24 protein-coding genes are annotated in these 22,704 nt (G+C 48.6%); 14 read left to right on the forward strand and 10 right to left on the reverse strand.

The genetic code is table 11. The annotated features are described in order from the left end of the window. The 6 genes from AC14M5_RS11770 to AC14M5_RS11795 all read left to right on the forward strand — a co-directional run. The coding region (locus tag AC14M5_RS11770) for a hypothetical protein (protein ID WP_484029857.1) at window positions 1-250 on the forward strand (250 nt) is incomplete at its 5' end. A 51-nt stretch (window positions 251-301) separates the two neighbouring features. Next, window positions 302-901, forward strand: coding sequence for a dihydrofolate reductase family protein (locus AC14M5_RS11775; RefSeq protein ID WP_484029858.1), 600 nt, complete (start codon window positions 302-304; stop codon window positions 899-901). Window positions 902-983: 82 nt separating this feature from the next. Beyond that, window positions 984-2,087, forward strand: coding sequence for an NAD(P)/FAD-dependent oxidoreductase (locus AC14M5_RS11780; protein ID WP_484029859.1), 1,104 nt, complete (start codon window positions 984-986; stop codon window positions 2,085-2,087). A gap of 191 nt (window positions 2,088-2,278) precedes the next feature. Continuing rightward, the gene (locus tag AC14M5_RS11785) at window positions 2,279-2,404 is read left to right on the forward strand and encodes a hypothetical protein (protein WP_484029860.1); all 126 of its coding nucleotides are present in this window, start codon (window positions 2,279-2,281) and stop codon (window positions 2,402-2,404) included. A gap of 494 nt (window positions 2,405-2,898) precedes the next feature. Continuing rightward, entirely contained in the window at window positions 2,899-3,765 is an 867-nt protein-coding gene (locus AC14M5_RS11790) for a hypothetical protein (RefSeq protein WP_484029861.1), read from the forward strand. Window positions 3,766-3,923: 158 nt separating this feature from the next. Continuing rightward, a complete protein-coding gene (locus tag AC14M5_RS11795; RefSeq protein WP_484029862.1) occupies window positions 3,924-4,127 on the forward strand; it encodes a hypothetical protein in 204 nt (67 codons plus the stop codon). A 296-nt stretch (window positions 4,128-4,423) separates the two neighbouring features. Here the strand turns inward: AC14M5_RS11795 and AC14M5_RS11800 are convergent, their stop codons facing one another. Together AC14M5_RS11800 and AC14M5_RS11805 are read right to left on the reverse strand one after the other, a co-directional pair. Further along, the gene (locus AC14M5_RS11800; protein WP_484029863.1) at window positions 4,424-4,972 is read right to left on the reverse strand and encodes an IS630 family transposase; all 549 of its coding nucleotides are present in this window, start codon (window positions 4,970-4,972) and stop codon (window positions 4,424-4,426) included. A 5-nt stretch (window positions 4,973-4,977) separates the two neighbouring features. After that, window positions 4,978-5,511: a helix-turn-helix domain-containing protein gene (locus tag AC14M5_RS11805; RefSeq protein ID WP_484029864.1), complete on the reverse strand. Its 534-nt coding sequence runs from the start codon at window positions 5,509-5,511 to the stop codon at window positions 4,978-4,980. 152 nt (window positions 5,512-5,663) lie between these two features. Here AC14M5_RS11805 and AC14M5_RS11810 point away from each other — a divergent pair, with 152 nt between their 5' ends. The 4 genes from AC14M5_RS11810 to AC14M5_RS11825 all read left to right on the forward strand — a co-directional run bounded on the left by AC14M5_RS11810 (window position 5,664) and on the right by AC14M5_RS11825 (window position 8,580). Continuing rightward, on the forward strand, window positions 5,664-6,248 hold the full coding sequence (locus tag AC14M5_RS11810) for a DinB family protein (protein ID WP_484029865.1): 585 nt from the start codon (window positions 5,664-5,666) through the stop codon (window positions 6,246-6,248). A gap of 263 nt (window positions 6,249-6,511) precedes the next feature. Next, window positions 6,512-7,027: a hypothetical protein gene (locus AC14M5_RS11815; RefSeq protein WP_484029866.1), complete on the forward strand. Its 516-nt coding sequence runs from the start codon at window positions 6,512-6,514 to the stop codon at window positions 7,025-7,027. Window positions 7,028-7,102: 75 nt separating this feature from the next. Next, entirely contained in the window at window positions 7,103-7,906 is an 804-nt protein-coding gene (locus AC14M5_RS11820; RefSeq protein ID WP_484029867.1) for a hypothetical protein, read from the forward strand. 59 nt (window positions 7,907-7,965) lie between these two features. Beyond that, window positions 7,966-8,580: an esterase/lipase family protein gene (locus tag AC14M5_RS11825; protein WP_484029868.1), complete on the forward strand. Its 615-nt coding sequence runs from the start codon at window positions 7,966-7,968 to the stop codon at window positions 8,578-8,580. Window positions 8,581-8,667: 87 nt separating this feature from the next. On the opposite strand, the gene serC is transcribed toward AC14M5_RS11825, so the two are convergent. Next, window positions 8,668-9,759, reverse strand: a complete 1,092-nt coding sequence (gene serC / locus AC14M5_RS11830) for a 3-phosphoserine/phosphohydroxythreonine transaminase (protein WP_484029869.1) — start codon at window positions 9,757-9,759, stop codon at window positions 8,668-8,670. Window positions 9,760-10,137: 378 nt separating this feature from the next. Between serC and AC14M5_RS11835 the strand changes: the two genes are divergently transcribed. Then, a complete protein-coding gene (locus tag AC14M5_RS11835) occupies window positions 10,138-11,043 on the forward strand; it encodes a hydroxyacid dehydrogenase (RefSeq protein WP_484029870.1) in 906 nt (301 codons plus the stop codon). 129 nt (window positions 11,044-11,172) lie between these two features. Then, on the forward strand, window positions 11,173-12,489 hold the full coding sequence (locus AC14M5_RS11840) for a DUF1015 domain-containing protein (RefSeq protein ID WP_484029871.1): 1,317 nt from the start codon (window positions 11,173-11,175) through the stop codon (window positions 12,487-12,489). Window positions 12,490-12,530: 41 nt separating this feature from the next. On the opposite strand, the gene AC14M5_RS11845 is transcribed toward AC14M5_RS11840, so the two are convergent. The 3 genes from AC14M5_RS11845 to AC14M5_RS11855 all read right to left on the reverse strand — a co-directional run bounded on the left by AC14M5_RS11845 (window position 12,531) and on the right by AC14M5_RS11855 (window position 15,477). Next, complete coding sequence (locus AC14M5_RS11845) at window positions 12,531-13,016, reverse strand: hypothetical protein (RefSeq protein ID WP_484029872.1); 486 nt, start codon at window positions 13,014-13,016, stop codon at window positions 12,531-12,533. Continuing rightward, window positions 13,013-14,158 carry a dipeptidase gene (locus AC14M5_RS11850; RefSeq protein ID WP_484029873.1) on the reverse strand — a complete coding sequence of 382 codons (1,146 nt, stop codon included), beginning with the start codon at window positions 14,156-14,158 and terminating at the stop codon, window positions 13,013-13,015. The genes AC14M5_RS11845 and AC14M5_RS11850 overlap by 4 nt, the downstream gene beginning before the upstream one ends. Before the next feature lie 83 nt (window positions 14,159-14,241). Then, on the reverse strand, window positions 14,242-15,477 hold the full coding sequence (locus AC14M5_RS11855) for a 30S ribosomal protein S1 (RefSeq protein ID WP_484029874.1): 1,236 nt from the start codon (window positions 15,475-15,477) through the stop codon (window positions 14,242-14,244). A gap of 383 nt (window positions 15,478-15,860) precedes the next feature. Between AC14M5_RS11855 and AC14M5_RS11860 the strand changes: the two genes are divergently transcribed. Then, a complete protein-coding gene (locus AC14M5_RS11860; protein WP_484029875.1) occupies window positions 15,861-16,961 on the forward strand; it encodes a magnesium chelatase ATPase subunit I in 1,101 nt (366 codons plus the stop codon). 50 nt (window positions 16,962-17,011) lie between these two features. After that, the gene (locus tag AC14M5_RS11865; RefSeq protein ID WP_484029876.1) at window positions 17,012-17,923 is read left to right on the forward strand and encodes a vWA domain-containing protein; all 912 of its coding nucleotides are present in this window, start codon (window positions 17,012-17,014) and stop codon (window positions 17,921-17,923) included. Between the two features lie 111 nt (window positions 17,924-18,034). Here the strand turns inward: AC14M5_RS11865 and AC14M5_RS11870 are convergent, their stop codons facing one another. The 4 genes from AC14M5_RS11870 to AC14M5_RS11885 all read right to left on the reverse strand — a co-directional run. Then, window positions 18,035-19,414 (reverse strand): pilus assembly protein TadG-related protein, encoded by a 1,380-nt coding sequence (locus AC14M5_RS11870; protein ID WP_484029877.1) that lies wholly within the window; start codon window positions 19,412-19,414, stop codon window positions 18,035-18,037. Between the two features lie 36 nt (window positions 19,415-19,450). After that, complete coding sequence (locus AC14M5_RS11875; protein WP_484029878.1) at window positions 19,451-19,966, reverse strand: TadE family protein; 516 nt, start codon at window positions 19,964-19,966, stop codon at window positions 19,451-19,453. A gap of 196 nt (window positions 19,967-20,162) precedes the next feature. Then, window positions 20,163-21,323: a CpaE/TadZ family protein gene (locus AC14M5_RS11880; protein ID WP_484029879.1), complete on the reverse strand. Its 1,161-nt coding sequence runs from the start codon at window positions 21,321-21,323 to the stop codon at window positions 20,163-20,165. A gap of 204 nt (window positions 21,324-21,527) precedes the next feature. After that, a partial coding sequence (locus AC14M5_RS11885; RefSeq protein ID WP_484029880.1) for a hypothetical protein occupies window positions 21,528-22,704 on the reverse strand: 1,177 nt, incomplete at its 5' end.

The following is a 22,704-nucleotide window of genomic DNA, read 5'->3' on the forward strand; positions in this document are numbered from 1 at the left end:
CCAGGGCCGCAACCGACTGTCCCTGACGCTCCTGCCCCAGACACGTCCCCGACCTTCCATCTCCTTCAGGATACTGTCTGCCATGCCTCAATGCAACTTCATTCTAATAACACAGCGTGCACTGGACGCTGGGGAGTCTGCGACACGCTTCGCAGTCAAGCATTTTTCCCTGGGCGAACACCAGGACAGGCTGGCTTCGAGTTTTTTTCTGAACCCAAGCAGAGTCCATGCCCGCTCAACTGTCCGCTAGCGTAAACCGTTGGCTGGCTTCGAATAATCCAGATGTTGGAGGAACTCAATCATGCGAAAAGTTATTGTGCTTGAACATATCTCTCTTGATGGTGTCATACAAGCCCCAGGCGGGCCAGACGAAGATACCAGTGGCGGCTTCGCATATGGCGGCTGGGCAGGGCCCTATTCCGACGAGATTCTTGGAACAGCTTTGAGAAAGCAGATGAACTCGCAGTTTGACTTGTTGTTAGGGCGCAAAACCTTTGACATTTGGGCAGCGTACTGGCCCAAACATGCGGACGTATGGCCGGGCGTCAACACGGCAACCAAGTACATCGCCTCGAATACCATCACTTCTCACGAATGGCAGCCGTCCGTGTTTTTGAACGGAGATATTGCGGAAAAAGTCGCCAAGATCAAGGGACAGCAAGGACCGAATTTGCACGTTTGGGGAAGTGGTAATCTCCTTCAGACGTTGATCAAACATGATCTGGTCGATGTGTTTTGGCTGATGGTCTATCCGATCACGTTGGGTGGTGGAAAACGGTTGTTTGCTGATGGCACGATCCTGGCAGCGTTCAAGCTGACGGAAAGCATAGTCGGCTCGAATGGCGTCATTGTCGTGAATTACGAGCGTGCAGGCGCAATCACAACCAGTTCAAGTGCCTGAATAGTTGGATTGCTGAAGTTTTACAGTTTGTTCTTGAAGGCAAGTAAAGTCTTGCACAACAAAACGCCAGCATGAGGCAGCTATGGAATACGATGTAATTATTGTAGGCGCGCGCATTGCGGGTTCAATTCTTGGCACACTATTGGCTCAGTTTGGACAACGCGTGTTAATTTTGGATAAGGCACGCTTTCCAAGTGATACTCTTTCTACGCACTTTTTCCGAGCGCCAGCTCTGCATGTCTTTGAAAAGCTTGGTGTGCTAGAGGAGGTTAAATCTGCCGCCCCGCCTCTGACTGTCATGTGGAATTATATTGATGGGCATGTCCTAAGCGAACCCGTGGATTCGGTTGAAGAGCACCTGCGTTTCTTTCTTTGCCTGCGTCGAATCACTTTGGATTGGATTCTCTTCCAGCGTGTCAAACGCGAACCAAATGTCGAAATCCGCGAAGGTGCCCTCGTCAAGGATTTGATTTGGAGAGATGGGCGGGTGATCGGTGTGCGCTGGAGCGATCAGGAGAATACGAATGAAGCCAGCGCGCGGATCGTGATTGGTGCCGATGGGTTATATTCAATGGTTGCCAAAGCCCTCAATCCAACCTATGAGACATTCTTTCCTGTGCAACGTTGCATGTATTACACATATTTTCAGGGCCTTGACTCTTTGGAGAAGCCAAGCGCTGAACATCACTTCCTTGGAGACACGCTCACCTACGTCTTCCCCACTGATACAAATCTGACATTGGTTGCCCTCAGCATGCCAATCAGCGATTTTCCCTCCTTCAAAAAAGAACCGCTGAAACGACTTCAAGCGCATCTTGAATCACTTCCATTACTCGCCCCGCGACTTGGCAAGGCGGAAATCCATGCGGAAATTAGAGGCGCTGCAAATATTCCGTGCTACCAGCGCGTACCCTATGGTCCTGGCTGGGCTTTGGTTGGCGATGCCCATCAGATCATGGATCCATGGAGCGGTATGGGAATTGATCATGCCACGACCCATGCTGCTCTGCTCGCAGATTCGCTTAACAAATGGTTTAAGGGAAATTCTGATTGGGAAGCGGCCATGAACGAGTACCATAGTCAGGCTCGTCAGTGGAGCGAAAAAACGTATCGCCGCACCAGCACTTATGCAGCTGATCTGCGCCCCATGACCCGCGCGGCATTGCAGAAGCGCGGACTGGTTTGAAAAATCATCATTGGACGGATTTTGTTCATAGATTTCGGACACGAGACGTATGATTCTATTTATAAGTAGTTATGCAAATTTATTTCAGTTGCCGCATTAGAAAATATGGTCAAGTCTAATTACAATGACATACAGCCATTCTATAAAATACAAATATGTTCTTCATTTCTAATGATCATACGGAGAAAAACATGTCCAATCAACAAATTCAAGAATCTGTAAAAGGTTTGATCCAATATTACACAGCAAATCCAGATAAGGCAATTTCAGCCTATGAGCTTGGGCATTTGTCTTGCAAATCGTGGTTGTCACTTTAATCAGCGTGAGGAGGCGAGGGCTGCCTCCTCGCGAAAACCATTAGCAGCCCTGAGGAGATCAATATGACGGCTACTGAGGCAGTGGTTCTTGTAATTGTCTTAATTGTTTGTGTCCTTTGGGACGCCCTGATCCTCTATCAGATTTGGAGAGGCGAGACATTCGCGTTTTCCTCTCAAAAGTATGAACCGCCGCGGACTAGACTCCGCAAGACTGAACCAGTCCCATTTTGGGCGGTTATTGGTATGCAATCAATTTTTCCCAACGGAGCGATTCTATATTTACTTTGGTTTTGGTTGCCAACATTGGCTGATTAAAAAATCGGCTTTGGATTATTTGCCATTCGGTTGTCGACTGGCGTAGCTGTTACGGGTATGCGCTGTTCCAGAACCTTGCCAATACTGTGCAAGTGATGTCAGCGCAAACTGTTTGGCGACTGATATAATAACAAACAAAATTCTGAGAAAAAATAATCCATCACAGGTGGTGACAAACAATGACAAAATCACTTATCGTCGCAATCAATATCATTTTTATTATTGTAATGCTTACAGGGTGCTCGCCGGCGACCAATGGGGATTCATCGTCCAACGCACAAAACTATCAAGTGGAAATCATCAATCTTACCGAGCCTGTTTACGAGACAATTCGAACTGAAAATATAAATCAGCCGAATTGTACTGGAACAGGTGAAGTTGACAATGTAATTGAACGCACTATGGGAATTAATCACTCAATCATGGTAGGGCTTGGCCTAACAGTTGACGTTGATGGAAAACTTGAAGTATTTGGAACAGGTGTTAACTTGGGAGAGGCAATTTCAAGTGAACTCGGATATGAGTACGGGACTATTGAAAGCATAGCCCGTTCAATTACGGTGCGAGCAGCCCCAAAAAGCCATATGATGCATACAGTTAAATTAAGTGAGGTTTGGGAATCAGGTACTGCACGGGTTACTACGAATGGACAGTCAATGGATATACCCTTTCGATATAGAGCCAACTTCTCTATTGATCTAATGGAAAGCGTGCCAGTGGACTGCGTAACCGGGCAAGTCGCCTTGGTTACAGATGCTAGTTGTCAGATTCCCATCCATGGAACATACAACTACTCAAGAAGTGATGTAATACTGAATTTCGGACCAGGAATTAATATCTTCTTTGATCAACCTGGCGGAGGGGCTTATAGCAATGATCAAGCAGGTTGCGAGATAAATCAAGACTGTACTCAGTTGCGCGCGTTCAACAAAGACAGTGCAGATCCAAATGCCAGGGGTGTAACTGGGCCTTGGGTAGAAATTCAAAATGGATCTTCTACGGCTAAGTGGAATCAGTTTATTGTGCAATGCGAACTGGCAAATTAACATCAAAATATACTCAGAGATTGAGATAATCGATTTCAATTTCGGAAACCCTCTCAAAAATCGTTGCCCTCAAAGCGGCGAAACGACACGTACATTAACGGGTTAATATCAGCGAAATTTCCTGGCAGGACAAAATTTTTATTAAAGGAGTGTCAAATATGCGAAAACGAAATTGGCGGTTTGTGTTCACTGGTTTTCTTTTTCTTGCGCTGGCGATTGGGTTTTTCTTCTTCATGACGCCCCTGGCGGGAAGTTCCACAGACCCTGTGGAATTTATGAGGTTAATCGGGCAAGTCTCCGGGGTGGTGGGCGGGGTAAGCATCGCTCTCATCATCTTCGGGCTGATCGGCAAAAAGGTATAGTCGAAACAAAAACGGTGACTATTCGAAATACGGTCCCCAGGAAATTTACGCTTCTAAAAAATGCGCAGTCTCCTCCGGGCGGCTGCGCATTTTTATCGCCTGTCTTATAACATAATAAACTTACCTTGCGCACTCACGCTCCGACTACGAGCGGGAACGAACACCGCTCTCCGCTCAGCGCGAATTTCGTCCTCCCGAAGGACATCGGGACGATGTGAGCGGAGCGACGAGTGCAAGCCGAGAAGTGCAGTCGAAGGATATTGGGCATAAACTACTCTTTCTCCCTAATGGACGAATCAATTAAACATCGGACAAATCGCGGCATAGCCGTAGCGTTCTAGAAAGGAGCTTTTGAAAGCAGTCGAATTCAACTGGTTCAAGAAACGATCAGCTAGTTCAGGGAGCCGTGCTTCCAAATGATTGTGGCTGACCTGTTTGCGAACAGCTTTCCAAACATGTTCCTGTGGATTCAAATCTGGACTGGCGGTTGGAAAGAAAATGATCTCTAAACGAGGATGTTTCTCCAACACCTTATCAATGGGTTTACCACGATGCCAGGGTGCCCGATCCCAAAGCAAGATAATGGGCACGCCAGGATTTGCATCCAGAATCATCTCCAAGGATTGTGCCGAAATTTCAGCATTCATCAGATCGGAACGCATGGCAAGTTCTTGTCCGCTGTGTAAGTTCAAAACTCCATAGAAATTCGTTTTAGCTCGTCCTGGATCGGCTCGCACAATCGGCGTTTGCCCGGTTGGAGACCAAACATGGCAGGTAGTGGCTTGTAGATATAATCCAGCTTCATCTCCAGCCAGGAAAACAGTATTTGGCGCATCTTGAGCCACATCAATCAGTTTTTTTCGAGTTGCTCTTCAAAATCAGCTACCTTGGTCTGACTATGAGACTTGAAAATCTTCTCGGTCTTCTGGTAACTAAAGCCACACAGGCTTAAGAGGCTGGTATAGGAGGTGCGGCTCTTGTATTCAACACCGTACCGTTCTCGAACCACATGCATCAGATCTTCCACTGTCCAAAATTGACCATCCGCTGTGTTGGTATTTGTCCCGAACAAATCCTTGGGTGTGTATTGATGCAATTTCTGTTGCAATTCTTCGATCTGTAATTTGCTCAGTTTGGCACTATTACCACCAGTTCGGTGATCAACCAGTCCTTGGGAATGATCTTCTCGGTATGCGTGACACCATTCCATCAAACTGGTTCGGCTACAGCCAGTGATCTGCTCGATTTCTTGCTCTGCGTAGCCTTCTCCATATAAACGAACTGCTTGGTAACGAGTGCGTGTCGCCGCATCTTTACATCCTTGGTATGCTTTTCGCAGTTCTTTCCGTTCTGCTTCCGTTAGTTTGAATTTCCGCTTTGCCATTGCCCTATTGTACGACTTCTACTTACTTTGTCCATAAGGTGAGTAATTAAGTAAGCCTTTTGGTGGAGATTGCGAGTAAATATCATGACTATGGTTTAATAAATTATGCGATATTGTGTAGAAAGAAAATAAATTATAGGATAGGTCAACCCATGGACATCCCTCAAGTCTTCATACAACGCTACGATGCGCTTTACAACTTTTGGCTGGAAGGCATCTGGGCGGAAGTCACACCTGAATTAATGCGTCAGCGGCCTCATCCACGAGTTAATTCAATTGCGTGGAATTTATGGCATCTCACGCGAGTGGAGGACGCCGGTCTAAATCGTTTCGTCGCAGACCGTCCGCAGGTGCTGGATGAGGGTCGGTGGATGGAACGCATGAACGTCCCCTGGCGGCATCACGGAACCAATATGACATTCGCAGAAGTGGATGAGTTGAATCAAAGGATCGATCTCTCAGCCTTGCATGAATATTCAAAGTCTGTGCAGGCGCGTACGCGTGAAATTATCTCCACTCTCACCTCCAGCGATCTTGATCCAGTAATGGATGAAGGACGCCTACGCCAGCTTATGGTTAATGAAGGGCTGGCTCATAGTGATCCCGAAGGATTCATCCAAAACTATCTTGGCTGGAGCAAGGGGAAATGCCTGATGAATTTCGGCATGACCCATCCCTATCAACACCTGGGAGAGATCGGTGTTCTCGCCAGTTTGCTTGGCGTCGAATTCGAATAGGGGGAGCGTACTCGTAAGTCTTCTGAAAAACTCTTCTTAACACGAAGGGCACGAAGCACACAAAGGAATTCCTAGCGATCTCACCGCACTGGCGCGCGGCGCAAGTGCTGCGTGCTTCGCGGTAGATTGAGATTTTCGTAGTGTAGTCATTCGTGTAATTCGCGTTAAGAATTTCGCGACTTCGCAAAAGCCAAGCTGGTAAATCTATTCTCTATTCTGGATATGGGCGTGCCATTGTATAATCAACTCTGGAGGAATCATTGATGAAAAATCACCCCAACCCGGTTATGACAGCTATTCGATACATTGTTCCACCCCTGCTCTTGTGTTCCGCAAGTTTTATCTTTTGTATGCACTGGTTTCTGCTGATGGCGGATACGCTCGCCTCAGGCACCACATCGGATGTGATCCCCGCGCCCATCCTTTCGTCCATCATTGCTTACTACACGGTCATTTTTGGACCGATGACTTGGCTGGTCAAAATCTTCATATTGGTTATGCTGCTGACCATGACATTGCAATTGTTCATTCGAGAAATCCCCTGGTATCTCCGCTGGCCAATCTTTGTCACCAATGCTCCGCTTGTCTTCATGGGAGTCTTCTATATCATCCCGCTTGCGGACCGATTCATTCTAAACGCCGAAACACCGGAAATCCAATCGCAATTTGCGCGCACCATTCATAGTGCACATGTGATCTCAGCCTACGGCGCCGCGCTAATGATCGTTCTGCAGCTGATTATCGTCATCTATCTGCAGAAACAAGCGGAAAAGCAGTAGGGCATAACGATGTCAATCTAGGTAGATTCAAAGTCTGAGATCGCTTGAAATGCATTATTACCACAAGGAGAAATAATGACAACTATAACCCGTGGGCAAAAAATCTATTTCGCCGCTGTCGGCTTGTTAGCGCTTTGGGTGGGCGCATGGGGCTACTTTATCCCAGCCCACGTGGATCAGGCGATCCCCTGGCTGGTGCCGCCTCTTCATGCACGTTTTCTGGGGGCCATGTACTTCTCCGGCACTGCGTTCATGCTGGGCTGTATTCTCGCCCGACGCTGGGCCGAGGTGCGAATAGTACTGCCTATGATCGCCATTTGGACTGGGATGTTATTCGTGACCTCCCTCTTTTATCTGGATCAGTTTAACTTCGCACGGCCCCAGGTCTGGATTTGGTTCGGCGCTTATCTGGTTTATCCTATTATTGCGCTCTGGCTCGCATGGCAACAACGCGCATCAGACTTGAAACCGGCTGGCACTGTCGTCCCGAAGTGGGCAGGCGTTTATCTGTTGGCGCAAGGGAGTCTGATCACGGTTTTGGCGTTAGCATTGTTGTTCCTACCCAATTTCATGGTGACTGTATGGCCATGGAAGATCACTCCTCTGCTCGCGCAGTTGTATTCAGCTCCCTTCCTTTCATACGGTGTGGGAAGCTTGCTGCTGGCACGCCGAGAGACCTGGCTCGAAATCCGCATCGCCATAACTGCAACACTGGTCTTTGCTGTTGGCGTTTTGCTAGCCTCGATCCTCCACCGCGACTTGTTCTCTGCCGCTGATGTAGCCGACTGGCTATGGTTTGGTGGCTTCACCCTTGCTGTCATGATGTTGAGTCTGCTTACGCTGCGGGCTTTTGCAGCTACCCGACCTGAGCCGTTGTAGCCTGTATTTTATTATATAGCAATTCATTCATTCACGATGATAAGACCAGAGTTCAACAAATGGATGCGATCTTAATCCACGGAATGGGACGAACGCCCATGGCCATGTCTATTTTGGCGGCGCGGCTGCGAGCAGCTAATATTCGGCCTCATCTTTTTGGTTACTCGGTTACCTTTGAAAGCTGGGATGAATGCATCCAAAGGCTTGAGAAATTCATCGCAAAGCGCACCAGAACAAATGACTATATTATTGTGGGGCACTCGCTCGGAACAGTGCTGACGCGTGCCACCTTACCGAGGCTGATCCACAAACCAACGGCTTGTTTCTTTCTGGCTCCCCCATCCCATGTAAGCAAGGCGGCGCGCAACTTTGCTCACCGCCGATTGATTCGGGTGCTGATGGGCGAGATCGGGCATGTCCTTGCCGACAAACAATTCATGGAGTCATTGCCTCTGCCAAACGTGCCTACGAAAATCTATGCAGGAATCGCAGGTCCGCGCGGACGCTACTCGCCGTTCGGAGAAGAACCCAACGATGGTTTGCTGACCGTCAAAGAGACATTGTTGCCAAGTGTTCCTGTGCAAACAATCCCTGCGATACATACTTTCATCATGAACTCAAAGATCGTCACTCAGGATATTGTGAGGATCGCAAAGTCAAATTCACCTATTTGAAACGATCAAGTATCGAAAAAAAGTCTCCGAGTCCTTTTGGGAACTCGGAGACTTTGCCTTTATTGATCACCTCTCACTTATCACTCACTACCCGTTCTTCTTCTGAAACTCCTTCATAAACTTAACCAATTCCTGCGTGCCAGCCAAATCCATGGCATTGTAAATGGAGGCACGCATACCACCCACCGACCTGTGGCCTTTCAAACCGATCAGGTTTTCCTTCTTCGCATCCTTTGCAAAAGTCTCTTCAAGTTCTTCGCTGGGTAAACGGAAGGGAATGTTCATCAGTGAGCGGGCTTCGGGCTTTGCGTGTCCACGATAAAAACCGCCGCTTTCATCAATAGCGTTGTATACCAGTGTCGCTTTGGCACGGTTATTCTTTTCGACAGCCGCAAGTCCGCCGAGTTTTTTGGCCCACTTGAAGACCAGCCCCACCATATAAATGGCAAAGGAGGGCGGGGTGTTGTGCAATGATCCGCTTGCAGCCAGTGTTTTGTAATCCAGCATCACGGGCAGGTTATCGGGCACACGCTCCAGCATATCATCACGGATGATGACAACCGTAACGCCTGAAGGTCCCGCATTCTTTTGTGCGCCCGCATAAAGCAAAGCATATTTTGTAATATCAATCGGGCGGCTGATGAAATCGGATGAACCATCACATACTAGCGGCACGCCCATAGGTGGAGTCGGCTCATTAAAATATTCCACGCCGTGAATGGTCTCATTGGATGTGAAATGCAGATACGCGGCTTTCGGGTCCAGGTCAAGGCTGGCGGGGATACAGTTGAAACCATCCGCTTCGGTGTTGGCAGCGGCGCGGGCTGTCCCAAGTTTTTTGGATTCCTTGATGGCGGTCTTGCTCCACGTGCCTGTCACAATATAATCAGCAGAAGCGCCGGCAGCACGCAGGTTCATCGGCAGCATTGTAAATTGCAATGTCGCACCGCCCTGAAGGAACATCACTTTATAGTTGGTGGGAATACTGAGCAGTTCGCGCAAGTCCGCTTCGGCAGTTTGGATAACCGCTTCAAACTCCTTCGAGCGATGGCTGATCTCCATCACCGACATTCCCGTGCCTTTGAAATTCAGCAATTCGGCCTGTGCCTCCTGCAAAACTTCCAGCGGCAAAACGCCGGGACCAGGATTGAAATTATGGGCTCGTTTTAAATCAGACATTGATGGGACTCCTGTTTTATAGATATTTTTATGCGCTTCATTCTGGACCGTGAAGCTGATTCTGTTTTCTGATGGTGCGATGCACCACGCTGTTGTCTTCACAGCATTATATCGGCTTGTCAGACAAATCTACAAGAACAATTGACATGATTCTCCACTGATAGACGTCGTTGACAAAGGTTTTTCTCGTTGTTAGAATGAAAACCGTGTTGATATTGCCTACCCAAACAGGAATTCAGCCGATCCGTCGGTTGGATTCCTGTTATTAATTTCCAACAAGTACTGCAAAGTACAGCGACATTTATGTCGCGAATAGTTGCGACATAAATGTCGCTATACAGAATCAATCAAAAAAATCAATCTGCTTAGGAGAAAAACATGAAGGTTCTAATTTGCGATAAGACAGAAAAAGAATATATTGAACAAATGCGCGCTGCGGGTCTCACTGTGGATGTGCGTGATGACATCACTCCCGAAGAACTTCCGAATGTCCTGCCCGCCTACGATGGCATGGTCGTCCGCTCGCGAACCAAGGTGAGGCAGCCGCTCATTGACGTTTGCCCCAATCTCAAAGTCATAGTAAGAGGCGGCGCTGGTCTTGATACTATTGATTTTGAATATGCCAAATCCAAGGGCATCGCTGTGATGAATACACCGCTGGCAAATTCCGCTTCGGTGGCGGAGCTGGCTATCGGTTACATGCTCATGATGGCACGTTCTCTTTATCAAGCCACTGCTTCGATGAAATCTGAAAAATGGGACAAGAAAAGCTTCAACGGCGACGAGGTCGGTGGCAAGACCCTCGGCCTGATCGGTATTGGCAATATTGGCAAGGAGGTTGCCAGGCGCGCCCATGCGCTTGATATGAACGTGCTGGCCTATGATCCTTACGTTAATGAAGCCGTCGGCATCAAGTTGATCACTCTGGATGAATTGCTGGCTCAATCTGATTACATCAGCCTGCACCTGCCCAAGACCAAAGAGTCCGCGGGTATGATCGGCGCGGAACAATTTGCCAAAATGAAGAATGGCGTCCGCATCGTCAACTGCGCACGCGGCGGCATTATAGATGAGAATGCCTTATACGATGCACTCACCAGCGGCAAAGTTGCTGGCGCAGCATTAGATGTCTTCAACGACGAGCCACCCACCGATTGGAAATTGCTCAAACTGGATAACGTGATCGGCTCACCACACATTGGCGCAGCCACCAAAGAAGCCCAGGCCCGCGTCGGCGCGGAAGTGGCAGAGAAGTTAATTGCGTTTGCGAAGAATGGAAAATAACATTCGTATCGTCATTGCGAGGAGGGCTTCAGCTCGACGAAGCAATCTCCATCACAACAATGAGATTGCTTCGGGCAAATAGCAAGAGCGCCCTCGCAATGACGAATAATTTAATTGGAGAAGACATCCATGAAAATCATTAACGATATTGGCATTCAAATCCCGCAGGTGTATTTGCCCAAGGCAGGCATTGACTTAAAGAAATGGGCTGTCATCGCCTGTGACCAGTTCACATCCGAACCTGAATATTGGAATGAAGTGGAAAAGATCGTCGGCGATTCTCCCTCGACATTGAACTTAACTTTTCCTGAAGTTTATCTCGATAAGCCCGGTGAAGAAGAGCGTATTAAAAATATTCAACTGACCATGCGTCAATATATGGATGAGGGAATTCTCCAGCCGCGTGACGGCCTCATTTATGTAGAGCGCACGGTTTCAGGAAAAACACGCAAGGGCATCATCCTGTGCCTTGACCTTGAACGCTATGATTACAATAAAGGTTCATCCAGCCTAATTCGCGCCACCGAAGGGACAATTGTGGATCGGCTGCCACCTCGTATCAAGATCCGCCAGGGTGCAGCCATGGAGTTACCGCACATCCTTGTGTTGATCGATGACCCGAATCGCACAGTCATTGAACCATTAGGCGCAAATAAAGCCAAACTCGAAAAGTTATATGATTTTGACTTGATGCTGGATAGCGGTCACCTTGCGGGATATGCAGTTGACGAATCACACGAAAATCAAGTCGTTGAGGCCTTGCGCGGACTCGCCAAGCCTGAAACATTTGCGTCCAAATACGGCATTGGCAAAGATGAACCTGTCCTGTTGTTTGCGATGGGTGATGGCAATCATTCACTGGCAACTGCTAAAGCGATCTGGGAAAAGATAAAGCCGCAGGTTGGTATGGATCATCCTTCGCGATATGCACTGGTTGAGATTGAAAACGTCCATGATGAAGGCTTGGAGTTTGAACCAATTCACCGCGTGCTATTTGGGTTGAAGAAAGATCTATTCGCGGAGCTTGAAAGATCATTCGGTGCGAATTTTAAGTACACAACTGTTGCAAACGGCGCGGAAATGACTCAACGTGTGAATCAGGCCGATGGTGAGAAGCAGGCAATCGGTCTGGTTGGAGGCGGGAAGCAGTTTGGCGTGATCGAGATTTCGAATCCATCATCCAATCTGGCAGTGGGCACTATTCAATCCTTCCTGGATGCTTTCCTGAAAGATGGCGGCGCGGAAAAGATCGATTACGTGCACGGAGAGGATGTAGTGGAACGTCTCGCTTTACAGCCTGACAACGCAGGTTTTTATCTAGCAGGTATGCACAAAAATGAGCTATTCAAGACGGTGATCCTGGATGGCGCTTTGCCGCGCAAAACTTTTTCGATGGGCGAGGCGCGCGAGAAACGTTTTTATATGGAAGCAAGAAAGATCTCGTAATGAAAAAAACGCTCCAATTTAGCTGGAGCGTTTTTGATTCATCAGCGATTCCAGGGATAATTAAATGGGATCATCAGCAGGAAACCCAATGCGATGACTCCCTGACCGATCAAAACCCCCGTTGCCTGCCACGGGCCAAAATAGGGAACCATGGGAAAAGGATGCGAACCCATCCCAAATACATCTGCCAGGCCAGCAAAGACAGTAATGACATAACCGGTGCCAACCAGCCTCGAACCGATATCTGAGGTGATCGTGCGTTCATTCCCCCACCAGAGGGAGTGCAGGCCAAGGTATCCGCCCAAGGAAATAAGACCAAGCCCAATGAGGAAGACTGCGATCTGAACAAAGCCCACCACCGGGCTGCGATCCCAGCCAAACAGGTTAGGCTTGGCGCCAACGGCAAAGATGAACAGCCCGATCAAGGTAATGGTGATGCTGATACGAATGCGAGGCGTGATGGCATCGTCCATGCGGGGCGATGTATCGACAGGAGTTGAGGCAGAGAGAGGCTTATTAGTGCTCATGAGGAGGGCAAATGCCTTTCGAGGCACGCCAGCCAGTTACCGCCAAGGATATTTGAAATATCAGTTTCGGAATAGCCGCGTGCCTGTAATAAGGATACCAGATTTTGCAAGTCGGCCACTGTGTCAATTTCTGGCGGGACTGATTGTACGCCAAAGCCGCCGTCGAAATCTGAGCCGATGCCAGCGTGGAGGGAATCACCGGCAAGCTGACAGATATAGTCAATATGATTTACAACATTTCCCAACGGAACTTCGGTGCGCAGATTTTTTCCTGATACCCAGCCAACTTTTAGATATGAATTAAATGGAACAACGCCCACCACTCCATCACGTTCGAGTATCCCTTCGATGATGCGATCTGAAAGATGACGATTTGAATTTGAGTTGGGCATCAGCGCAGCGCAATTGGCATGTGTGGCAACGATAGGTCCACGATATCTGTCCAATGCTTCGATTGCGGCGCGTTCATCCATGTGACTAAGATCGAGGATGAAGTTGTAATCTGCCATGGCTGACAGTAATTCGCGGCCATCATCGGTAAGAGGGCCTGGCTCCTTCCAGCCGCCACAATAACGCGTACCAACCCAAGCAGGGCCGATGAGGCGTACACCCATTTCATACCATTCCTGCAACTCGGCGGGATGACGCACACATTCCGCGCCTTCCATGAGAACCACCATGCCGACGGGATGGCCTTTGCTCAACCCGCCATCCTCGGCGGCGAGGATGCCACCGAGAGCAGAAGTAGGTTCAAGAGTGGGAGACTTCCAATGGTTCAGAATCAGTTTCAAGTCGGAGGATGAAGCGATCAGCCGAAATTTATCTGGGATGGAATCGGTCATGCGATGATAAGTTAATAGCTGTTCGCGATATAGTTTGTAAGCCTCATCGAAATTTTTATAAACCTGTTTTTTATTTTCGGTTTTACTAAAACGGATTGGCGCCGCAAAGAGCGTGGAAAAAATGACTGCAACCTGTCCACGCTGGTAATCATCCCAGCCAAGCAGGGAATCTTCGTTATCTAGCACGGTTTGAGTGCCAGCCTCGAGGTGGCGAGTTTCAGTAGCAGAACGTGTGTAATCGCGCCCGTATTTCAACATATTATAGGCAATGTCTGCGTGAGCATCAACGATTAGTGTCATTGGTTTCAAGCCTGTCAAGATATGGTTATTGAGCCTGTGGAAATATGGTTATCAAAAAAGCGCACCTTTCGGTGCGCTCTGTTTTATTCTTCTTTGTTTTCTTCGCCTTTGTCTTCTTCATCCTGCTCGCTGAATTCCTGTGTAAGCATTTTGAAGTCTTTGTCGGCGAAGGCAGCTGAGTCCACTTTGCGAAGGCTCAAGCCGATGCGATGCTGGTCTGCATCGATGCGGATGACGCGCAGGGTTTTGACATCACCCTCTTTGAGAACTTCCTTCGGATGTTCAACGCGGTTCTCGCTTAACTCGGAAATGTGGATGAGACCTTCAATATCACCTTCGAGACGGGCAAAGGCGCCAAACTTGGTGAGGCGTGTAATGACACCTTCCACAAGCTGGCCAACGCTGAATTTCTCAACGCGACTCTTCCAGGGGTCATCCTGCAAAGCGCGGATGGAAAGACCAATGCGTTTCTTCTCGCGGTCAATGTTGATAACCTTGACCTGCACTTCCTGGCCGACTTCGAGAATTTCCTTGGGATGTGAAAGGCGATCCCATGAAAGTTCAGAGAGATGCACGAGGCCATCTGCGCCGTTGACGTTGACGAATGCGCCAAAATCCGCCAGGCTGGTGACGCGGCCAGTGTAAGACTTGCCTTCTTCCAACTCGCCGATTACGCGGTCTTTCATCGAGGCACGAGATTCGGTGCTGGCGGCGCGTTCAGAAAGGATGAGGCGGCGGCGTTCACGGTCTACTTCGATGATGCGGACGGAGATCGGCTGCCCAACCATTTTCTGCCAGCGCTGTTCAGGTGTATCGCCCGAGGATTGTGTGCGGCGTGTGGCGCTGATCTGAGAGGATGGAACAAAACCTCGCAGGTTTCCAACTGCAACGATCAAACCGCCTTTGTTGAAACCAATGATCTTCGTATCGATCACGGTCTCATCGGCGATCATCTTCTCAACATTTTCCCAGGACATTTGTTCCTGGGCGCGTTTGAAGGACAAGACAACATTACCATTTTGGTCTTCAGGGTTAACCACGTAAACGTTAACTTCCTGTCCTACTTTTAACTCGGCACGTTCTTCCTCGGTCAGTTGTTCCAACTCGCGACCGGCAACAACACCTTCGGATTTAGCTCCAATGCTGATAAGAATCTGATTAGAGCCAATGCTTGCGATCACGCCTTTGCGGATCTCGCCCGCCTGGGGCAATTCAACACTTAACGATTCTGATTCGAGCAGTGACTCCATTGTTTGATTGTTATTTTGCTGGTCTCCCTGCGCATTTGCGGCCCCACTCAGGGCATCTTTTTCATCCATCACTCGTGACTCCAATTAACTGAAATGTAAGGTGGATTATACAAGTGAATGGGGAAGTTGGCAACCCTGCCATTCGCGGAGTGATTCACTGCTTCTTCTTAATGTATTTAATCCTCTTGAGCGCGCAGGCAAGTGAAAGAAACAAAAGTGTCATGTCGTTGCGAGGAGGGCATTTGCACTTTCCGACGAAGCAATCCCCGACTCAGCATGAGATTGCTCACCGCACAGCAACAAACGCAGTGCGGCGCAGTGTCGGGCGAAGTACAAGGACGCCCTCGCAACGATATCAGTTTCGCTGAAAAGTCAAAAGTTTTTTAATTTGACATTAACGCAATACCCTGTATGATGAAACAAGCGTTATAATCACGGGCTGGAGTAAATAAATGCCCGCAATATTTCCCTTCACAGCCATCGTTGGACAAGAGCGCATGAAACGTGCACTCATTCTAAATGCCGTTGATACTCGTATCGGCGGCGTGTTGATCCGTGGTGAGCGCGGTACTGCAAAATCCACTGCCGCGCGAGCTTTAGCTGCGTTGTTACCGCACGTCAAAATTGTGCAAGACTGCCGCTTTGGGTGTGACCCCGATAAGCCCGCAACCTGGTGCACCGAATGTAAGGAACGCGCCATTGCAACGAAAAAACTTCCAACCGCGGAACGCGCCACGCCTTTTATCAACCTTCCCGTTTCAGCTACCGAAGACCGTGTGGTCGGTACTTTGGATATTGAACAGGCCATTCAAAAGGGCGAACGTCATTTTGAACCCGGCGTACTGGCTTCCGCAAACCGTGGATTGCTCTACATCGACGAGGTTAATCTGCTCGACGATCATGTAGTGGACATTCTGCTCGATTCAGCCGCCATGGGCGTGAACACGGTTGAACGCGAGGGCATTTCCTTTGCCCACCCGGCACGCTTCATTCTCGTTGGGACGATGAATCCTGAAGAAGGAGATCTCCGCCCTCAATTGCTGGATCGCTTCGCGCTTTCGATGGACATCGTCGGCATCCGAGAGGCGCGTGAACGCGTCACCATCATGGAACGCAATATCGCGTATGAAAAAGATTCAGAAGCCTTCCGCAAACAATGGCTCACAAAAGAGGAAGAGCTTTCGCAGAAAATTGCGCGCGCACGCGAACTCGTGGATCAAGTCACCTATACCAGCCGTGATCTGCTTTCCATTGCCGCACTCACCGCCTCGTTAAACGTCGATGGTCACCGCGCAGACTTGGTCATCTTAAAAGCCGCGCGTGCGGAAGCCGCCTTCGAAGGCCGCACAAAGATCAACGATCATGACATCGCCCTTGCCGCAGAGTTGGCATTGCCTCACCGCATCAAACGCACACCCTTCCAGCAAGCTGAAATGACAACTGAACAGTTGCAGGAACGCATCGAGCAACTGGCAGGCCAATCGGTCCCGAGCGAAACGGATGATGAGTCCGAAAGCAAGCAGGACGGCGAATCCGAGGAAAAAAAAACTTAAAACTCGAAGATGAGCAGCAGGAAGGTCCGCAACAGGGCAACCCCGAACCCATGCAGCAGCAGGAAGTATTCGCGAGCGCCAATGCGAATTGGTGGGACGGCGGACAAAAGGTGAAGGCAGGCGAGACCTTCCAGCCTCGTAAGTTAAATACCCCGCTCGATAAATTGACCAGAAAACAAGCCGGCCGTCGTTCGCTCACTAAAACGGAGCGAAAGCATGGCCGCTATATCAAGGCACGCCCTGCCGGCGATAAATTAAACGATATCGCATTCGATGCCACCTTCCGCGCCGCAGCCCCATTCCAAAAGCAGCGCATTGAAGAACGCAAGAAGCTGGCATTCTCTATTAAAAAAGGCGACCTTCAGCGTAAAGTGCGCGTGAAGCGTGTTGCGAATCTTGTATTGTTCCTTGTAGATGCTTCATGGTCTATGGCTGTTGCAGAACGCATGAACGCTACAAAGGGCGCCATCCTTTCGCTGTTGACCGATGCTTATCAACGCCGTGATCGCGTGGGATTGATCGTCTTCCAGAAAGACCGTGCCACGCTCGTCCTGCCCCCCACCAACTCGATCCAACTTGCACAACGCGCACTAATGGATATTCCCGTTGGCGGGAAGACTCCGCTTTCAGCAGGCCTGTTCATGGCGCATGATGTGCTCACACACGAAAAACATATTCATCCCGATGTGGAACCACTGCTGATCGTCTTAACCGACGGTGCAGGCAATGTATCCATCGGCACACTGCCGCCTCAGGAAGAGTCTTTCAAATTTGCGGAACTCATTGCGCACGAGAAGACCCGCTCCATCGTCATCAACATGGAACACGCGGCTTTCGACCAGGGCCTCGCACAGCAACTCGCGGATCATCTCGAATCGCCGTGTTATGCGTTGAGCGAATTAAAGGCGGAAAGTTTATATAACACCGTCAAAGATGAAATGGCAAAGCCCGCGAAGAAGTAGAGATGGGAAAGTAATTTAAGAAAAGAACTCCAGGATTTCCCATATGGAAATCCTGGAGTTCTTTTCTTTATGTCAGTTAGTTTAAACCAACTAATGTTTGCAGCAGAGAAATCACTCTATTAAGCCAATTTCAGCATCCAGAACAGGGCTCTTGTCCGCATCATAAGTAATATTGACGGTTCCGCCTCCAGTTATTTTCACCGTATATGCAATGATTTGGGAAGAAAGGCCAATATTTTCGCTATTTCCGTCAACGGTCACATCGCAATACGGGGCTAGAACGGCACCTTCAAAAGTATTGGATGAACCGCCATTTATGATGCAAGCCAGCGGCGGCTCCGATAAGAGAGGGTCTCCGTAATCGGGCTCAACGATGATGAGGTAGCCAGCATAATCACCTTCGTCAGGCGCATCAAGGTGGACTTCACCTCCATTGATATTAAAATCATATCCCGCGCGAATGAAGATGGTGACGTTCTTGCCGATCAGCAATTTAGGATTAGTCTCTGTAAATTTGATCACATGGTCCACACAATAGACGCCAGGCAGCATCAAAATGTTTTCGTACAATTTTCCCTCTTCAATTAATTTTGGAGGGGGGAAGTCATTGTAATAGCCTGGAGTAAGCACAGTCAATTCCATCCCCACGTAAATTCCATCGTCTCCGGTATCAGCAGGAGTTGTGGTTCCATCATAAGTTCCGTTGTAGTTCTTATAGGAACCAACGGGACTGGTACATTCTGAAGGAACATCAATACCAAAGTCATCAAGGGTAACCGGGAATTCCCACTGATCACCATCAGTGCTTGAGACGCCGTCAGCGCTGCATACTCCGGTATCATCAATCTCGCCACCGGCTGTCGTTATGTCGCCATTAATTATAGGTCCAGCACTATTGCAGGTAAATCCACAGGCAGAATCTGTGTTAACGTACAAACCGCCCAGTCCCCCATCGTCATCCTCCAAATTTACGGTTGTATTCCCTTCAACGATAAAAGTACCTGGCTCCTTACAATCCTGTTTGAGAGCAATAATGTTTTCCTCGCCATACAAACTTCCACCGGCATTCGCGAGCGCAACCGCCTGCACACGATTATCCATTTTAGTAATGCCAATCACCCTGGCAAAGAAGGTGTCGATGTGTGATTCGATAACTACCTGCACATAATCGGGGTCACCCGCATAATTCACCCCGCAACTGGAAGCGGGATCGTCACAGGTATACACATACACAGTATTGGAAACCTTGTTATCTGTGTAGCCGTTATCCAAAGCTCTATTCCTTGCCACTACAGTCCAATATGGATCTGCACTGATCTTTGCGAGAGCGCCAGCCATCGCAGCCGTATCAGCCGCGTTCTGGGCATGACGCCGGTCTGAAAATGCCAGGCTCCCGTCAACAGCCAAGCCAGTTATGGCGACAAGGCCAATAATTGCAAATGCGATAATGATCAACGCTTGACCGCGTTGCCGCTTCAATTTGAGTTTCATATCGTCCTCCTTACAGGCCGATCCTTTAAAAACCAGTCATTCAATTTCAATAATGCCCATGATCGTGCGCGCTGAAGTAGAGTTGATATCCATGTTGCTAAGTGGAACAAGGGGAACGATGGCGGTAAAGCGGGCCGTGATCGTCACGCGGATGCGATCACCCTGAGCTGCGATCACATTCTTATCCACTCCATCGGCTACGCCGTCCGAATCATCACAGATATCAAAAACAGTGGAAACATAGTCACCCGCCACTGAGTCGTATACAACCGACTCGTATTCGATCACGATATCATCATCTTGCAGGTCTTGAAAAAACGCAAGCCTTCTGGCAGTGTTTCGGATCCCGTTACAATCCTGATAGTAGAGGTTACCAGCGTCATTGAGGCCCGAGACGGAACCATAACGCACCGCTTCCCGGCTGGATGTAATCACAGCCGCATAAACAAAAAGGAGGCGACTCACCTCCAGCAGGCCGAAGACGATCATAAACAGCAACACGATAACGAGGGCAAACTCCACCAAAGCCTGCGCGCGAAAATGATTTCTCATCACTTCTATGCTTAACCTCTCTGCTTATCAATAAATACGGAAGTGCTTCACCAACTACAGTTACATTTATGGGGAAGGTCACGAACCAGAATGCGGGAAGAAGTATCGGGTTTTAAGTACAATAGAATTATATAACAACCTTACAAAAATGCAAGCTCTTATCGAAAACTGCAACGCATTTGGGTCTTGAATGCAACTATTTATCCTGCACCTTTATGGCTTGTTTTGATATCTCAACAGCAGCCTGTTTGAGCACAATGCTGACTGTATCATTGGGTAGTTTCATGCTGAGAGGGATATTCTGGTTGTTGGCCAGCGCAAAATTCCCCATCATATAAGGGATCGTCAACTTGATCTCAAAGCCCAAAATTTTCTCAGCCTCGGCTTTGGTGATGCCCTCCAGACCAACGGCGCGGTTGAGGATCGGAAAGAGCCTATCCTTTTCTATGCCCTGATCGAGCAGAAAATTACACGCCTTTTTGGTCAGGCTGATCGTGCTAAGGTTTGTCCCCATGACCAATACGATCAAGTCAGCTTGATGAATAATGGGCAGGCTTATCTTGGATAATGCACGACCCAGGTCGACCAGGGTGAAGTCATAAGCTTTCTTGAGAGCTGCGATGACGCCCGGAATACGATCCACTGCCAGGTGGCTTGCCATTTCAGGGTCTGGTGAGCCTGGCAACAGGTGAACCAGCCAGTGAGGTGGAATCATTAATTTGTCATTCAGATATTCAGGTTTGAGTGCATCAGTGGGTTGTTCCGAAACTTTGATGATATTAAAGTCATTGTCGTCTGCGCCCATAATTTGAGACAGCGAACCCATGGGTAAAACCATATCCATTACAGCTACTGTGGAGGGATGGGTTTGTTGAGCCACATTCATGGCAATATTTGCACAAAGCGATGATGTTCCCATCCCGCCGTTTGCGCTAAGGAAAACTATTAGTAATCCCTCCTTTTTTTCAGGGTGGCTTCGTTTCTTATCCAAAAGTAGTTTGGGGATGGCGTTCACCATGGTGACCATCACCATACCGGACTTAACATAATATTCCGCGCAGCCGGCCTGCATACATGCCTGCATTTCTTCAGGGGTGGATTGGCTGCTCAAAACCACGCAGGGGATATGCGCCGTAAGCGGATTTTGCTGCAACTGCCCAATCAACTCTGTTGCCATCAGGTCACCCAGGTTGGTGTCGAAGATGATCAACTCCGGCAAGTCCTGGGCGGCTTTCGCAATCCCATCCCTGCCAGAGGCTGCATGGGAGACGACATAATTGTTCTTCTGAAGCATCTGAGCCAGAAAATTTCGATTGGTCTCATCTTTATCAATCAACAGGATTCTTGTTTGATCCATAGTTAATTCCTTTCTTCTAAATCGAAGACTCCAAGAAGATGTTTTGAAATTCGTTTTTTAACCACAGATATCCATCCGGGTACGATGTGAACACAGATAAATAGGATTTGAAAACAGTTTACCTGGGCTTTATCCAAAAAAACAGTGTTCATCCATTTTATCTGTGGTGAATTCAACTCAACTTTAAGACTCTTCAGACGCCTTCTAAGGTAGCGCTGTCACCACCCACCTGGTATCCTCATCTTCATTTGCAAGGATCAACAACAGGCAGGGCGTCTTTTTTTCCAATGTATTGATCTGGTCAACCGGCACCTTTTCGATTGAATACACCTTGTACTCCAGTTGGTCTGCATTGCTCATCGTCAATTCGATGGGGTCACCTGAGTTGAGGCTGCGAACTACAGCTTCCAATTGCAGGCTCCACGGAAGGGCCACCCACTTGCATAACTCAGTCCCTTCCAACCATTCAGCACCCCGCGGTGACCATTTGCCATCCACCACTCTGCCTTTTGTTAGTTGAAATTCCCAGCCGCCGGTAAAAGTCACTCGGACCGGAACAGGTAAATCTTGAGTCGGAACCGCTGGTCCCGCCGGGGCTTGAATCCGCGGAAGTACAAACATTGCCCCAAAGCCAATCATCCCTGCACAGAAAATCAAGCTTACTGCTCCAAAAATCAACACCTTATCCAGCGTCCGCATTCCTCTGAGCATGATCCTGAATCTTTGCCGAGGGGTAACCGCCGGCATGGCTTCCGTCTGATCAGTTGAAGTCCCATAATCCTCCAATGCCACTTCACGGATGGCTTCAAAACTCTCATCGACCTTTTCTTTTTCAGGTTGAGTTCGAAGAACTTCACTGCCTCGCGTTATTTCTGTAATTTTATTTTCTTCGGGTTCCGGTTGAGGAGGCAACTCAGCTTCCGTCTTTTCTGGAATTATTTCGACGGGTTCAAGCCCGAGGATGAACTCCGCGACATCCTGCTCCGCCGGAAGACTCTCAACACTCTCAGTTTTCGCTTCAGGCTCCGACTTTTCAACTGCCTCTGCGACAGGTGCATTTTCCTCCTCTGTGGGTAAAGCCGGGGTGCCTTCAACTGTTTTTTGAGCATCATCAGAAACAGGAACTTTCTCAGCCTCTTCTGGTTTTGATTCCAGCACTTTTTGTTTCAGCTCATCAGTTGACAAAGCCTTTTCAGGCTTAATCAACCTGGTCACTCGCTGTATGATTCCTTTTTGTTTTTTCTCCTTCTTCGAAATCTCCTCCTCTTTCAAAGAACGACGAATATCTTCAAACAGATCATCAGCAACGGAATCCTGTTCTTCAATTTGCGGCTCGGCCTGTTCTTCCTGCGCCTGAATCTTTTTAGCGGAGGGGCGTTTG

Source organism: Candidatus Villigracilis sp. (assembly GCF_057083605.1).

Bases quoted from the DNA above. Each gene is read 5' to 3' on its own strand.
- AC14M5_RS11875 (WP_484029878.1), bottom strand. From the start codon at position 19,966: ATGAGAAATCATTTTCGCGCGCAGGCTTTGGTGGAGTTTGCCCTCGTT.
- AC14M5_RS11825 (WP_484029868.1), top strand. From the start codon at position 7,966: ATGGATGCGATCTTAATCCACGGAATGGGACGAACGCCCATGGCCATG.
- AC14M5_RS11850 (WP_484029873.1), bottom strand. From the start codon at position 14,158: ATGACACTAATCGTTGATGCTCACGCAGACATTGCCTATAATATGTTG.
- serC (WP_484029869.1), bottom strand. From the start codon at position 9,759: ATGTCTGATTTAAAACGAGCCCATAATTTCAATCCTGGTCCCGGCGTT.
- AC14M5_RS11870 (WP_484029877.1), bottom strand. From the start codon at position 19,414: ATGAAACTCAAATTGAAGCGGCAACGCGGTCAAGCGTTGATCATTATC.
- AC14M5_RS11835 (WP_484029870.1), top strand. From the start codon at position 10,138: ATGAAGGTTCTAATTTGCGATAAGACAGAAAAAGAATATATTGAACAA.
- AC14M5_RS11795 (WP_484029862.1), top strand. From the start codon at position 3,924: ATGCGAAAACGAAATTGGCGGTTTGTGTTCACTGGTTTTCTTTTTCTT.
- AC14M5_RS11815 (WP_484029866.1), top strand. From the start codon at position 6,512: ATGAAAAATCACCCCAACCCGGTTATGACAGCTATTCGATACATTGTT.
- AC14M5_RS11880 (WP_484029879.1), bottom strand. From the start codon at position 21,323: ATGGATCAAACAAGAATCCTGTTGATTGATAAAGATGAGACCAATCGA.
- AC14M5_RS11805 (WP_484029864.1), bottom strand. From the start codon at position 5,511: ATGGCAAAGCGGAAATTCAAACTAACGGAAGCAGAACGGAAAGAACTG.
- AC14M5_RS11860 (WP_484029875.1), top strand. From the start codon at position 15,861: ATGCCCGCAATATTTCCCTTCACAGCCATCGTTGGACAAGAGCGCATG.
- AC14M5_RS11865 (WP_484029876.1), top strand. From the start codon at position 17,012: ATGCAGCAGCAGGAAGTATTCGCGAGCGCCAATGCGAATTGGTGGGAC.
- AC14M5_RS11810 (WP_484029865.1), top strand. From the start codon at position 5,664: ATGGACATCCCTCAAGTCTTCATACAACGCTACGATGCGCTTTACAAC.
- AC14M5_RS11785 (WP_484029860.1), top strand. From the start codon at position 2,279: ATGTCCAATCAACAAATTCAAGAATCTGTAAAAGGTTTGATCCAATAT.
- AC14M5_RS11820 (WP_484029867.1), top strand. From the start codon at position 7,103: ATGACAACTATAACCCGTGGGCAAAAAATCTATTTCGCCGCTGTCGGC.
- AC14M5_RS11775 (WP_484029858.1), top strand. From the start codon at position 302: ATGCGAAAAGTTATTGTGCTTGAACATATCTCTCTTGATGGTGTCATA.
- AC14M5_RS11845 (WP_484029872.1), bottom strand. From the start codon at position 13,016: ATGAGCACTAATAAGCCTCTCTCTGCCTCAACTCCTGTCGATACATCG.
- AC14M5_RS11855 (WP_484029874.1), bottom strand. From the start codon at position 15,477: ATGGATGAAAAAGATGCCCTGAGTGGGGCCGCAAATGCGCAGGGAGAC.
- AC14M5_RS11790 (WP_484029861.1), top strand. From the start codon at position 2,899: ATGACAAAATCACTTATCGTCGCAATCAATATCATTTTTATTATTGTA.
- AC14M5_RS11840 (WP_484029871.1), top strand. From the start codon at position 11,173: ATGAAAATCATTAACGATATTGGCATTCAAATCCCGCAGGTGTATTTG.
- AC14M5_RS11780 (WP_484029859.1), top strand. From the start codon at position 984: ATGGAATACGATGTAATTATTGTAGGCGCGCGCATTGCGGGTTCAATT.